This is a genomic window from Parashewanella sp. 2304DJ23-3 (assembly GCF_056591695.1).
The window spans coordinates 77,359-91,048 of the sequence record NZ_JBWQOH010000007.1 but is presented as its reverse complement, the minus strand read 5'-3'; the positions used below and the strand labels follow the sequence as shown (position 1 = coordinate 91,048).

Sequence of the window (13,690 nt, the reverse complement as noted above, 5' to 3'; positions counted from 1 at the left end):
AACTATGAGTTGGTCGAACCGTTTAGATAGTTCAAATTCGCAAGGCCTAGCTTCAGGCCAGATTAATATTGAACTTGAAGAGTTATCTTCTGATGATACTCAGGTTGTTGGTGGGCATAACGTTATACAGACAAGTTCAACTGATAATCACGGTGCTATCGTCGAGCAGTTTTTAAGTGAGCCTCCAGAAATTGCTCAAAGTGTAACGCTCCAAAATATTGGTCAACAATACTCCGTTCAAGATCCGGAAGTAGTTCATTATCCTTTATTAAAAGGTAAATCATTAAAAAATATGGAATTGATCGAAAGGGCTGAGCTTGTATTAACCGAAGATAATATTTTATGTAACAGTCAGGCCGAACACCTCAAAGAGCTCGATGAAGATTTAATTGGGCTTGAACAAAAATATGATGAAGCCTCTGAAAGTGACTCGCCTTTAGCGGCAAAAATTGAAAGAGAAGTCTTAACTGATTTCGAAATACTATTACGACTTAGAGAATGGGTCTCCTGTTGTTATGAAAGTGAAGAAGGTGAAGGGCCAGCTTTTACTGCTAAAATGAAAGCTAAGAAGATAGAGCAAATAGCCCTTGAGTTAGAAAAAAAAACTATGGAACTAGATGAATCAAATAGGCCTGCGAATTTTGTGATTGAAGAGGGCGAACAGGAATATAGTGTTTCAAATAATAAAGTATTCCATAAGAAGGATAGAAATGCTTTAAGTGATTTAGAAGAGGATGCCAAGTTCTTAACTGAAAATATTTTAGAAAAATTAGATACTGCTTTAGATTTGTATAGAGGTAGAGGTTGTAATTCTGATTGTAGCTCTTCATCAATTGAGATAGATATTTTTCCTAAATCAATACAGCCAATCATGCTATTGAGTCTTGATAAAATTGCAGCTGCATTTAATGCTGCCGATGTTTTTCATAAAAATCGGCAAGAAACCGCAGAGTTCCTGCGTGGTTTTAGTTCTCAAAACTCGTAAAGTTTTGTATGAGTGAATATTTGAGCTATTCCAACAAAGGGTGTTTATCAGGTAGTTGTTTAGTAATCCAAAGCACGAGCTTATGTTTCATATTTAAGCCGTCTTCTTTATCTTTGGCTAAAGGTTGCACGAGTTTATCTTGCACAAGTAAACGGTATACACATTCAACTTTTTCTCTTTCTGACGTGCCTTTCCCAAAAGAAGCAAACCCACGTTTTACCGCATAACCTTCGCCAATTTGAATGGCTAATTTCAGTAGTTGTGGTTCATTTTTCTGCTTCTTCATGCATGTAGCTCCAATGGTTTAAAGGGAATGAACCGTTTCGTTTTAAAACGATTTGAATTTACCTAACGGTTAATACTGACATAAAATATCACTGAACATCAATGCAGTAAGTTCAATTTTTAGAGATTGTTTTTAATGTCATTATGTGGCTCTATATTAAGGTTTAAATATGGAGGTTGTCTAATGAAATGGAATTATTTTTTATTCAGTATTTTGGTGATGACTGTCAATGCATCACCAACGTCAGTTTACAAGTGTGAGAGCAATGGCGAACTGATATTTTCAGATAAGCCTTGTTCTGATAAGGCATTAAAAATTACTGTTGTCCCTAAAAATGTGATCAAAAATGACAATGCGCCAACTAAAAAAGAAACTTTAGATATTCAGCAGCAAATATCAAAACACATTAATGACGAAAATGTTGATTTAAGAGTCGCTCATTTAAAAGCGCAAATAGAAAAGGTAAAAGCGGATCGTGACAGCAAGCTTTTAAAGCTAAAATCAAACAAAGAGCGAGCTCAAAACAACTTGGCAGGTGCGACTTGGCAATCAAGCCTTTCTCAAGAAATGACGGCTGTAGTTGAGGGTGCAGATACTGAAATTAGAATATTTGAAAATGAGATTAAACGGCTACAAAACTTAAAAGAGTAATGTGAATCACCCTTTTAAGTTTAGCTGAACACTATTTTTAGAATTCACTTTCAATGATTGCTTTGATTGAATGGCTATGAAGTTTCACGCAGATGTCAGCTTTTTTAAGTGCAATGGTTGGGTTTGGTAAACGTTCTTTCTCACCTTTTGGACTGCTCAGTTTTAATTTTATATCCGCCAGCTGTCCGTTGATTGCTTTTTCAATTTTAGGCATAGAAGTAATTGATGATTCAATAAGAGATTCAATCGTTCTTGCTTTACCCGGGATGACTAATTCGATGTGTTCCCAGCCTTCGGAAGGGTATGTTTTTTCACTTGGGTAAGGTAACTCAACATAAGGCACTTGAGTGTGATTTAGCATTAACGGCTCGTTTAACTCAATGATTAAGATTGGGCGACCGTTGATAACATTTTCAGAAATTACTTTTCCTTTGGCTTCGAAAAACGCTCTTAATTGATCAGCCTGCTTCTGAGAGTTTACTCGTATAGCGGCATGATCACATTCAAACTCATCTTTCTCGATCCCTAACTCATCCATGAAGTTATTAATTTTTAAAACAAAGTCATCCCAACTTTGAGTGAGTAAAAGTTCAGTATTCATTTTATGCGTATATTAAGGCCAAATTTCGATTGGAGTGCCAGGTTCAATGACTTGCCAAAGTTCGTCCATTTCTTTGTTAGTGACTGCAATACAGCCATTTGTCCAGTTGTATCTTTGGCGTTCTTTTTGACTGAGATTCGATTCAGGATCTTGACCGTGTATCATGATCAAACCTCCAGGATTTACTCCTTTTGCTTTAGCGGCGAGTATATCAGCTTCATTTGGATATGAAATATGAATTGAGCGATAGAACGCACTGTCTGGCTTTTTATAGTCTAAAATGTATCTTCCTTCAGGAGTTCGCTCATCGCCTTCTTTGACTTTATGTGATTTTGGGTTCTCGCCCATCGCAATATGGAAGGTTTTAATCTTTTTTCCGTTCTTGAAGAGAGTCATCTCGCGTAAGGATTTCTTAACGACAACTAAGTCGGCTTGTGGCATTGAAAACACCGAAATAGAGAAAAAAAGAAAAAATATCGATGTAAGACAGCGGAAAGAGACCATATACATTACTAAGTAGACAATAAAATTAAAGTATCACTTAAATGTGTCTGTTTCACAACTGAGCATTGAAAGTGACATTATATAAGCGTTACCCTAAGTTATCTAAAATTGATCAGCTTACTTATTGTGGAACAACAAAAAAATGATTCCGGTTCGAGAGCATTTATTCGAAGTGTGATTTTTGGAACTGATACAACCTCTGGGCGATTTTTTGATATTGGCTTAATTGTCTGTATTATCGCTAGTGTCTTTTTAATCTTGTTAGATACCATTGTCGAAGTGCATCAAGAGTATGGGGAAGTTATTCGTATCCTAGAGTGGGGGTTTACGTTTCTTTTTACTGTTGAATACATTCTTAGGCTTTATTCAAGTGCCAATCCTTTATTATACGCTCGTAGCTTCTACGGTATCGTTGATTTACTGGCGATATTGCCAAGCTTCTTGATTTTGTTGTTTCCAGGTGCACAGTTTGCGCTGATGATCAGAGTATTTAGGTTGTTTAGAGTCTTTCGGGTGCTCAAACTCTTGCGTTACTTGAGTGAGGGGAATCTGTTGTTAAAAGCAATGGTTCACTCATCTCGTAAAGTGTTTATTTTTTTCTTTTCAGTAAGTTTAATCATAATGGTTTTAGGCTCAATCATGTATGTGATTGAAGGCCCTGAAAATGGTTTTTCTTCAATTCCTAAATCGATTTATTGGACCATTGTTACTATCACGACTGTAGGATATGGTGACATCACACCACATACAGCGCTTGGGCAAGGCATTGCTTCTTTAACGATGTTATTGGGATATTCCATAATTGCGATACCAACAGGTATTTTAACCGCTGAGATTTCGAATGAGATGGGTAGACAGCGAGACTTAAGGCGTTGCAGCAACTGCTCGACTTCAGGCCATGACCCAGAAGCTAATTATTGTTTTGAGTGTGGAGCCGAATTACAGCAAGAGATTTGATGGTGAGGGTAAATACTTTAATTACTAGCCATCACTCCCTGATGAAAGTTTACAATCAAATTATGTTGGAGTTCGCCCTGAAATTGTGATTCAAAACCCTGCGGGTTCAGATCTTTGTATCAAAAATTGTCAATTTGATAATCGGGTTCGATTAATTCACTTATTTGGGATAGAGTCTCCAAAGTTAACGGCAAGTTTAAGACTTGCGAAGCACCTTTCACGTTTATAGGAAGTTTATGCCACAGGCAAAGTTTGTATCTGGCTCAATTATGCGCCATATCTGGGTAATGACGTCAACGGCTGCCATTGGTATTTCAGCGTTATTTTTAGTCGACCTGTTGGATATCTTTTTTCTGAGTTTGCTGGGCGAAGAAGAACTTGCAGCTGCAGTTGGTTACGCCGGCACGATTACGTTTTTTACAACTTCTATTGGGATAGGCTTAGCGATTGCAATGGGCGCCGTTGTATCAAAAGCCATTGGAGCCAAACAAAAAGATAAAGCCAAGCAGCTGCTCCTCAATGCGAGTCTGATCACCTTCATAATTAGTATTGTTGTTGCAGTTGTCGTTACAAGCTTAATACCTCAATTGGTGGCACTAATTGGTGCAACAGGGCGAACCGCTGAGCTTGCAGAAAGTTATCTTTATATCATTTTACCTTCTATGCCAATTATTTGCTTGGCGATGGCTTTAGGTGCGGCATTAAGAGCGGTCGGCGATGCAAAGTTGTCAATGATGTCGACATTGGCTGGTGGTGCGGTTAACGCAATTTTGGATCCAATCTTTATTTTTACTTTTGCTATGGGTATCGAAGGGGCCGCAACAGCTTCAGTGATTGCTCGTCTTGCTGTGCTCGTTGTATCTGCAAGAGGTGTGTTCATCAAACATGGCCTAGGTACTCAATTTAAACTTGATAATTTTAAACGCGACTTAAAACCTGTGTTTGCGATTGCATTACCTGCGATGTTAACGAATGTAGCTACACCTATCGGTAATGGTTATGTTACTCGTGAAATAGCTGAGTTCGGTGACTCATTCGTTGCGGGATGGGCAGTATTAGGTCGAATTATCCCTTTTGCTTTTGGGATGGTATTTGCACTTTCTGGGGCGATAGGTCCAATAATAGGGCAAAATTACGGTGCCAAAAACTTTGATAGAGTTCGATTGTCGTTAACTAACGCAATGCAATTTAATTTTGCCTATATTTTTGTAGTTTCGATACTCATATTTTTGCTTCAAGGCTACATTATTTCAGGATTTGACTTACAAGGTGACGGTGCAGATATTGTGATGTTTTTCTGTACTTTTATTGCGATTACCTTTGTATTTAATGGTGCCCTTTTTGTTGCAAACGCATCGTTTAATAACTTAGGTAAGCCAAAGTATTCCAGTTTTTTCAATATTGGCAAAGCCACATTAGGAACAATTCCATTTGTGTACATCGGTGCACAATATTACGGTGTTTATGGTGTGTTAATTGGCCAAGCCGTCGGTGGTATTATATTTGGTGCTGCAGGTGTGTGGGTTGCTTATCGGCTGATTCATAAAGTTGAGCTGAAAGAAAGTATTGAAGACGAAGCAGAGCTTGAACTTACGCCAACATCATCAAGTCCTTTATCTTCTTCATGTTCGCAAATGGAACAGCTGAATAAAGAAAAACTAGTTGAACAAGATTAACTTATGGGGTTAGCACGCTCCTAACCCTTTTGAGTAAAGCATTAGGAGCGTTGACACTTACTCTTCAGTGTTACTTATTTCAGTGTTTTCACTCTCGACCTTAGCTTTCTCTGCTTCCATTTTTTCACGTTCAGCTTTCGATATATAACCTGAGCGTTTTGCGTTTTCAGCAGCTTGACCGCACTTAACTTTATTTTGTTTTGCTTTCGCTTTTTTTGCTATTTTTTTAGTAATCTTTTGTCTTTTATTCATAACTCTTCTCTCGCTTTTAATAAGCAAGCTGTAATTTCTTCAGCTGTTTTAAAGATACGTAAGTCTCTAAACAACTCTTTAGCTTCTGGATATTGGCGGTTTAAATAACTGAACCATTGTTTAATCCTTGATGGATAATAACAAGATTTTCGTCCCGTTAACTCTTTTTCAGTATACCTAAGCATTAAGTCTAATGCTTGTTGCCAATTCATTTCTGGTTTATCGGTTTTTATTACTTCAGCTAAGTTAGGCAGTGATATTGCTCCGCGACCTACCATTACGGCATCACACCCGGTTTGCTGCATACATCTTATTGCATCTGCTTTGTTCCAGATTTCACCGTTTGCGATAACAGGGATCGGAAGTTTCTGGTTAATATCTGTAATGTAGTCCCAATACGCAGGTGGCTTATATCCATCCGCTTTACTTCTCGCATGTACGGCAAGTTCACTTGCACCAGCTTCATAGATAGCGATAGAGTTTTCCATATACTTGGATTTATCTTCAAACCCTAATCGGATTTTAGCCGTGACTGGGTATTCATCAGAAACGGCTCTTCTCACAGCTTTGACGATATCGTGAACTCTATCTGGCTCTTGGAGTAAAACAGCTCCACCTTTACTTCTATTAACGATTTTTGCAGGGCAGCCAAAATTTAAATCAATACCTTGTGAGCCCAGCTCGATTGCTCTAGTTGCATTTTCAGCTAAAACATCAGGATGTTGCCCCAATAGTTGCACTCTTACTGGCGTTCCAGCCAAAGTTTGTCCATTATTAAGGAGTTCAGGGCATAGCTTTGTGAAAACACGCTCAGGCAAAAGCTTATCGACTACTCGAACAAATTCTGTAACCATTAGGTCGTAAGGGTTAATCGTCGATAAAATATCGCGCATTAGATCATCTACAACGCCCTCCATAGGGGCAAGAATTACACGCACGGGAAAACCTTTAAATTATTTTAGAAAAAGTTGAGAGATGCGAATTGTACCTGTAGAAAACTTTTTAAGGTAGTTTTCAAATTTGGTTTTTCACGTAGAGAAAAGGTAAATATTTCATTATGTGAATGAAAAACATTATTTTTATTTTGAATTTTATCTGATCTTGACGTAATTTTTAGACGTACTTCAAAATTAAATTAGCTTTTGTGAAATAAACTTTGTAGACACTAGGTCTATTTCAACAAGACTGACTGATGCCACAACGGCATGCGAGAAAGTTTCATAATTAAACGTTAAAGAGGGAAGACACTATGAACACTGTTAAGAAAACCACTGTAGCTTTGGCTCTAGGTACTGTAGTAATGGGTCATGCATTTGTTGCACAAGCTGGTTCTTTTGGCTTTGAGGAAATGAAAGCTGGCTACCAACTTGTTGGTGGTGAAGGTAAGTGTGGCGAAGGTAAGTGTGGTGGCGACGCTAAGAAGCACAAAGGTAAAGAAGGTAAGTGCGGCGAAGGCAAATGCGGCGGCGACGCTAAGAAGCACAAAGAAGGTAAGTGCGGCGAAGGCAAATGCGGCGGCGACGCTAAGAAGCACAAAGGTAAAGAAGGTAAGTGCGGCGAAGGCAAATGCGGCGGTGACGCTAAAAAGCACAAAGGTAAAGAAGGTAAGTGCGGCGAAGGCAAATGTGGTGGCGACGCTAAAAAGCACAAAGGTAAAGAAGGTAAGTGTGGTGAAGGCAAGTGTGGTGGTTCTAAGTAATCACACGGCTTAAATGCTTATCATACACCTAGGCCAGCTTATGCTGGCCTTCTTTTTCTTAACACACATATGCTGTACTATTTCGAAGGTATACTTTTAAGAGAGTATCTTCGAAATAATGCAAAGCCATTGGAGGTATCACAATGAAGAATAATAATCTGGTCGGCCTAGGCTTACGCCGTGAAATGTTAGATGAGCTTTGTGAAAGCACACCTGAGCAAATTGATTTTTTTGAAGTGGCACCTGAAAACTGGATGACACTTGGTGGTAAATTTGGGCGTCAATTTAGGGAACTCGCTGAAAAGCATACCTTCTTTTTACATGGACTCTCATTGTCAATTGGTAGCCCAGAAGCACTGGATGTAGAGTTTGTAAGTAATATCAAAAAGTTTATGGACTTACATAAAATTGATGTTTACTCAGAGCACTTAAGCTATTGCTCAGGAGCAGGGCATATGTATGACTTAATGCCAATCCCATTCACCGAAGAAGCCATTAAGCATACTGCTGCGAGAGTTAAGCAAGTTGAGGATATTCTTGAGCGTCCGCTTATCCTAGAAAATGTATCATTCTATGCTGCACCGGGTGCACAAATGTCAGAGCTGGAGTTTGTGAATGGCGTTTTGAATGAAGCCGATTGTAAAATGCTTCTGGATGTAAATAACATTTATGTCAATTCCGTGAATCATAAATATGACGCAGCTGAGTTTTTAAAGCAGATGCCAACAGAGCGTATTGCTTACATTCATGTCGCAGGTCATTATGAAGAAGATGTGGATTTAATCGTAGATACGCATGGTGCAGACGTGATTCAACCAGTTTGGAAACTGCTTGAAGACTGCTATCAAATTCATGGCGTTCACCCAACGCTTTTAGAACGTGATTTCAATATTCCTTCGACGGAAGAATTACTTGTTGAGATCGATCAAATTCATCGCTTTCAGCAACAAGCGATTGCACTACAAAAAAGGAGTGCATAATGTCGTTTGTTGAAATTCAAAATGAATTTATGGATTACATTAAAAATCCCGCTAACCCTTTACCTGAAGGTATTGAACAGCGACGTATGTCGGTTTACCGAGAGTTGTTCTTCAATAACGTTAAAGGCTTTGTTTCTAATGCATTCCCAGTATTAGAAACACTCTATACAGAAGAGCAATGGGATACTTTAGTTCAAGAGTTTTTTGTTACTCATGATTGCCAAACACCAATATTCGTTGAGATAGCTCAAGAATTTTTAGTATTTCTTCAATCTGAATATCAATTAAAAGAGTACGATCCAATCTTTATGCTTGAGCTTGCTCATTACGAGTGGTTGGAGTTAGTTGTTTCAGTTGCTCAATCTCAGCGAAACTTAAAAGCGTTGAATACTGATGATATTGAATCTTCAACTTTATGCTTATCAGAATCAGCGAAAGTGGCACAATACTCATTTGATGTTCAGCATATTAGTGTTGATTATCAGCCAATTGAGCCACTAGAGTCGCCAAGGTTTTACTGTGTATACAGAGATTCAGATGAGGAAGTGAGCTTTTTACAGCTGACACCGCTTTCTGCGCAAGTTTTATCATTTATAGACCACGAAGTAGAGACTTCTTTCGAAGCCATTACCAGTTGGTTACATCAAATGTATCCACAAATGAAGTTAGCGGACATAGAGCAGGGCTGTTTGCAGTTATTGCAGCAGATGACTGAGAAGAAAATTGTACTTAGTATTTAAAAGACATTTCTTAAGTCTTGGTGGTTTTAAATGCTTACCGTTAATAATGACTGTAAGCATTTAAATATATATCCAATGATTCAAAAGTTTCTAAATCAAATTAGTTCTTAGGTATTAAACACCCATTCAACTTGTTTCCTTCCAAAAGCCGATTAAACAAATTTCATTTCCTTTTTATATGAAAATAAATAAATTACTTTAAAATTAACCCTTTTAATTACAGTTAGTTAAGTTTTTTTGCCTCAAGGTTAATTTCTTATTAATAACAACTGAAATCAAATTAACGGGTAGCTCAACACCCAAGGTTGTAAAGTTGTTTACAAATAAAAATAAATGTTTTGTCTATATTTAAATAAACCTAATTACAGGAAAAGAGTATTATGGCAGGAAAAGCTAGCTTGATTCAGCCTCAAGTATCTTACGTTAAAGGTGATGGATATGACCATACCCCTGGCGATGTAAAAAGTGCAGATGATAAGATTGCTGAAGCACGTGAGGAAAAATGGCCGACTCTGCTCCGTACTGATTTTTCCTCTTTAGGTATATATGATCGGGATGGTATAAAACAGCAGATTTCTGAGAGCGGTGATAAAAGTTATCATGGTTCTGATATAGGTAAATCCCAGCATGTTCATTTATTCGATTTATTAGATAAAGATGGATCCGATAATCCAACAGCAACTAAAGCTGCATCAAATGTTCTGGCCTCTCAGATTTCAAAAAATTCAGATGGCACTAATACTAGAGCCAAAGCCGTTAGGCACGCCTTAATTGTTTATAAACTAACAGCTTGTGGTTTGGGTCCTAAGCTTGAGACTGCGCTCTCGAAATTTCTCGATAAAGAAATACAAGAGTATGAAAAGTGCTATCCATGCGATCCTGTTTTGAATGAGTCACAAAAAGGCTTTATTAAGCAAGAGCTTCTAAAAAATTATGGTTTATGTCCTAAAACAAGAGATGCTGTAGCAAACCCTCCTTTAGATTCTGAATGTTTAAGTGCTCTCAAAGATATTGTGAATATCAAATTAACAGCATCTACGCTTGCAAATGCTGTTTCTTCAGAACTGGAACCGGTTTTAAGTGAAAAGACATCAAAGGAAGCAATAAATGTTCGTGACAAATTAAGAGCTTTAACTAAGAAAGCTGACTATGATCCAGCAGTAAGAATGCTTTCTAGCTCCAGCCCAAAAGCAAGGCAAAATGGATTATGTGATGATATTAAAAGGTATTGCTGTGGAAATATAAGGGCTTTCGAAGAAAAGGAATTTGAAAGTTCAGGAGAACGTTGCAGGCTGTTTACATCAGATGGGGTAGATCATAGTTTAACTACTGAACACGGTAAAGTAATTGCTCCCACTCCAGAAAACATAGCTAGATTTCCTCTCGCTAAACTTCCTACTGATGCCTGTTTGAATTTCGGGATGCAAATTATTGCTAACAGTGAGAGTTACGAAGACTTGAAGCTGTTTAATGAACAATATTTGCAAGATCCTGATATGTCAGAATCGATAAAAACAACTTTAACTAATGAGCTCCATAAAAGATGCTTTGAAATTTCTTCTAAGAAGTCAGGAAAGTTAGATCATTTCTCTTGGGCGAAAAAAGGCCTTGCTTCTATATCAACACCTAAAATGCTTGCTGACTTGATGAGTGAGTCGCAAGTTCAATCTATGACAACAGATTTGAAGGGTAGATTAGAAGAGCTACCTAAAGTGAGCAAGGAAAGTCAAGATTCTGAAGAGCGTCGTACTGAAAAAAATAAAGTAAATTTAGGAGTATTAAGAAAGCAGACGACTAAGCTGGTCACAAATACAGAGCTTAGTACAACAACTTGCGAAGCTCGAGAAAAGCAACTCTATCAAGCATGTGAAATGTGTTTAGATTCTGAAAAACTTGATTATTTAACGACCAAACAACAATTAAAAAGTCGCAAAGAAAGTCAAAGCTCGGCAGATAAAGTGATTGAGAAGCAAATTGATCGTGCAATGGCTCAAAGTTTATTATCAGAAGCTGAAGCAATGGAAACAAAATTTTTGGGCGGGCAAAGTGCTCCCGAACCTCATGAGCAGGTGACACAATCTCACAAACTACTGGCAGTAATCGCTTTCATAGAAAGACCAGAAGTCAAAGCCGTTGGTAATGACCTTAACGAGTCGACTGGTGCTTTAAGAGCCCTTGACCGTATTTTGCTGACGACTGATGTTGATGAGTGGGGTAAGGGAGATTTAGATTATTTTGATAAATACTATAAGCGAAGAGCTACTCCTGAAGCTATGAAGCTTAAAGTATCGATAGAAAATAAACTCATTGAGTTAAAAGCCACCGAAGAACCTGAAGAAGTTACCCCTTCCCCACAAGATACTGCTAAAAATGCTGCATCTATCCTTGTATCAGAATTGACATCAAAGATACAGAACACCAAAGATTATAAAGTCTTAATCAGTGCCATACACGAAATGAAAGGGCTTCCAAAGAATGAGCAAGAAAAATTAAAATCACTAATTTTAAGCACACTAGAAGGTTCGACTAAAGATAAAAGCTTTAGAGCAAATGAGATTTCATTCGTCCCTTTTGATTCGAAATATAATGAGCGATTAAAAGAACCTGGATATGAAAAGATAACTTCAGTTGAGGGTGATCAATTAAAAGTAAATCACTATAAACTAATGCTTTCAAAGCTAGCCGTTACAAAAGAACCGTTAGAAGTTGCGATATATTATCATGCATTTTTAGATCACCCTGAACTGGAAGTAGTTTGTGCTAAAAAGTTATTAGAATTAAAACGTGTTGATGTCCTTCCTCAAATGACTCAAAAGCTGGCCTTTGTGAACTCTCTATCCGTAGAAGACCTGAAAAGCTATCCACAATCCATGCGAGATAGTATTTTATTAAACGCAGTTGAGCACAATGATATTGATCTAATGAGAAAGCTAACTGACGCTGGAGCTAATTTAAATGCGCAAGATGCTCAAGGACGAACAGCATTAATGTTGTGCGCAGAAAAGGGAACACCTGAAGTTGTTAGGTTTATTATTGAGAGTCAACAATACGACTTTGTAACTAAAGATAATAAGGGAAGAAACGTCTTCCACTATGTTGCAACAACATCAAAACAAAATCCGTTAGCTAAAGTGCTTCTTGCTGGGAAAGGCATAAATTTACCTTATGAAGAACCGCTTCAGTCGAAAGATAAGGATGGTAATACTCCATTTCAATATGCAGCAAGCCAGCTCGAGTTGGAAGGGATGAAGCTCTTAGTTGAGCTCGGTTCAGAGAAATCGAGCGTATTTATGACTAATTCAGGCGAACAAAGGAGGGTATTGGGACACGCTATTTATAAGGGTAGAACGGATGTTTTCTTATATCTGCTCAGTAGTAGAATTGTAACGCTACCTGATAATATGGCTGGATTAAATAGCCATCTTCACACTGCAGCTAAATACGGCCGTCATGAAATTTTCAAGATGCTGGTTGAATCATCAAACTTTGACTTAAGTGAGCCATCAAGCGATGGTCAGTCTTTATTACATTCAGCCGTTGAGATTGGAAATAGTGAAATCGTAAGCTATTTAATGGAGTCTTCGAGGGCTAGAAATGAGGCTCAAACAAAAGATAAGTTAGGTGAAGATGCTGTCATGCATGCTATCAGGAATAGGAATTCAGAAGTTGCAGTGAGAATGATTAAGGCCGGTTTATATGATGAAACACAGTTCAATACAAGCGGCTTTAATATTGTTCATGCTTGTATAGAAAATGAAGATTTTGACAGCTTAAAGGCTTTAGCTGACCGTGGTGCCAATTTAGAAGTAAAAGTAAGGCTTGGAACAGAGTATTTAAAAACTGAAGATGATGGTAGTAGTGCTGATTTAAAAGTAAAAGCATGGAGTGGAGAAGATTATCGAGGCGCAACGCCATTAATGTTAACCTCTTTCTTTGACGATAAGGAAACAAAGCAAAGTTATATTAAAATCAGGGAGTTCCTCGAGGAAAAAACCGGGCATGAGCGTCACACTATTGCTATTCCGAGTGTAGGGGAGCCTGAATACAGTGAGGGTAGAATTAGCCCTATTATCGATAAAGCATCTAATCCTAAATCTAAACCTAAACCTAAACCTAAATCCCCTAGCACACAGAATATTCCAAATAATGGACCGAGTTCGCCACCATCTCCAATACCGCCTCAAAAGCAGAAGAGCGAGGTGTTAGAGCTAGATAGTCTTAAGTTTCCACCCGGTAAATCGGGTGAAGTTCAAGAAAGTACATCGAATAGTAATGACGCTCCGTTAAGAAAAAGTGAGAATTAATTTAGATGTAGTAGTTTAGACCCTGTTTGTTAAATGTGCTGAGTCGTTTTAGCTG

Annotated in this window: 13 protein-coding genes; 8 read left to right on the top strand and 5 right to left on the bottom strand. The window is 38.0% G+C overall.

All coding sequences use genetic code 11. The annotated features are described in order from the left end of the window. Positions 1–4 precede the first annotated feature (4 nt). Positions 5–985 (top strand): hypothetical protein, encoded by a 981-nt coding sequence (locus tag AC1EU2_RS13585; protein ID WP_480298815.1) that lies wholly within the window; start codon positions 5–7, stop codon positions 983–985. 25 nt (positions 986–1,010) lie between these two features. Here the strand turns inward: AC1EU2_RS13585 and AC1EU2_RS13580 are convergent, their stop codons facing one another. Then, entirely contained in the window at positions 1,011–1,271 is a 261-nt protein-coding gene (locus tag AC1EU2_RS13580; protein WP_480298814.1) for a DUF5062 family protein, read from the bottom strand. 183 nt (positions 1,272–1,454) lie between these two features. On the opposite strand from AC1EU2_RS13580, the gene AC1EU2_RS13575 reads away from it, so the two are divergent. Next, the gene (locus tag AC1EU2_RS13575; protein WP_480298813.1) at positions 1,455–1,922 is read left to right on the top strand and encodes a hypothetical protein; all 468 of its coding nucleotides are present in this window, start codon (positions 1,455–1,457) and stop codon (positions 1,920–1,922) included. Between the two features lie 37 nt (positions 1,923–1,959). On the opposite strand, the gene AC1EU2_RS13570 is transcribed toward AC1EU2_RS13575, so the two are convergent. Together AC1EU2_RS13570 and AC1EU2_RS13565 are read right to left on the bottom strand one after the other, a co-directional pair. Further along, entirely contained in the window at positions 1,960–2,523 is a 564-nt protein-coding gene (locus AC1EU2_RS13570; protein WP_480298812.1) for a VOC family protein, read from the bottom strand. 12 nt (positions 2,524–2,535) lie between these two features. Beyond that, entirely contained in the window at positions 2,536–3,027 is a 492-nt protein-coding gene (locus AC1EU2_RS13565) for a L,D-transpeptidase family protein (protein ID WP_480298811.1), read from the bottom strand. A 123-nt stretch (positions 3,028–3,150) separates the two neighbouring features. Between AC1EU2_RS13565 and AC1EU2_RS13560 the strand changes: the two genes are divergently transcribed. Both AC1EU2_RS13560 and AC1EU2_RS13555 read left to right on the top strand, forming a co-directional pair. Next, positions 3,151–3,984, top strand: coding sequence for an ion transporter (locus tag AC1EU2_RS13560; protein WP_480298893.1), 834 nt, complete (start codon positions 3,151–3,153; stop codon positions 3,982–3,984). A 236-nt stretch (positions 3,985–4,220) separates the two neighbouring features. Continuing rightward, positions 4,221–5,660: an MATE family efflux transporter gene (locus AC1EU2_RS13555; RefSeq protein WP_480298810.1), complete on the top strand. Its 1,440-nt coding sequence runs from the start codon at positions 4,221–4,223 to the stop codon at positions 5,658–5,660. Positions 5,661–5,717: 57 nt separating this feature from the next. Here the strand turns inward: AC1EU2_RS13555 and AC1EU2_RS13550 are convergent, their stop codons facing one another. Both AC1EU2_RS13550 and dusC read right to left on the bottom strand, forming a co-directional pair. Then, complete coding sequence (locus tag AC1EU2_RS13550; RefSeq protein WP_480298809.1) at positions 5,718–5,912, bottom strand: DUF2986 domain-containing protein; 195 nt, start codon at positions 5,910–5,912, stop codon at positions 5,718–5,720. After that, the gene (dusC, locus tag AC1EU2_RS13545) at positions 5,909–6,850 is read right to left on the bottom strand and encodes a tRNA dihydrouridine(16) synthase DusC (protein WP_480298808.1); all 942 of its coding nucleotides are present in this window, start codon (positions 6,848–6,850) and stop codon (positions 5,909–5,911) included. Before dusC ends, AC1EU2_RS13550 begins: the two co-directional genes overlap by 4 nt. A 311-nt stretch (positions 6,851–7,161) precedes the next feature. On the opposite strand from dusC, the gene AC1EU2_RS13540 reads away from it, so the two are divergent. The 4 genes from AC1EU2_RS13540 (at position 7,162) to AC1EU2_RS13525 (ending at position 13,635) form a co-directional block, all read left to right on the top strand. Continuing rightward, on the top strand, positions 7,162–7,611 hold the full coding sequence (locus AC1EU2_RS13540; RefSeq protein WP_480298807.1) for an HvfA family oxazolone/thioamide-modified RiPP metallophore: 450 nt from the start codon (positions 7,162–7,164) through the stop codon (positions 7,609–7,611). A gap of 143 nt (positions 7,612–7,754) precedes the next feature. Beyond that, entirely contained in the window at positions 7,755–8,591 is an 837-nt protein-coding gene (locus AC1EU2_RS13535) for an HvfB family MNIO-type RiPP peptide maturase (RefSeq protein WP_480298806.1), read from the top strand. After that, complete coding sequence (locus AC1EU2_RS13530; RefSeq protein WP_480298805.1) at positions 8,591–9,331, top strand: HvfC family RiPP maturation protein; 741 nt, start codon at positions 8,591–8,593, stop codon at positions 9,329–9,331. The genes AC1EU2_RS13535 and AC1EU2_RS13530 overlap by 1 nt, the downstream gene beginning before the upstream one ends. 380 nt (positions 9,332–9,711) lie before the next feature. Beyond that, positions 9,712–13,635 (top strand): ankyrin repeat domain-containing protein, encoded by a 3,924-nt coding sequence (locus tag AC1EU2_RS13525; RefSeq protein WP_480298804.1) that lies wholly within the window; start codon positions 9,712–9,714, stop codon positions 13,633–13,635. The last annotated feature ends 55 nt before the right edge of the window (positions 13,636–13,690 follow it).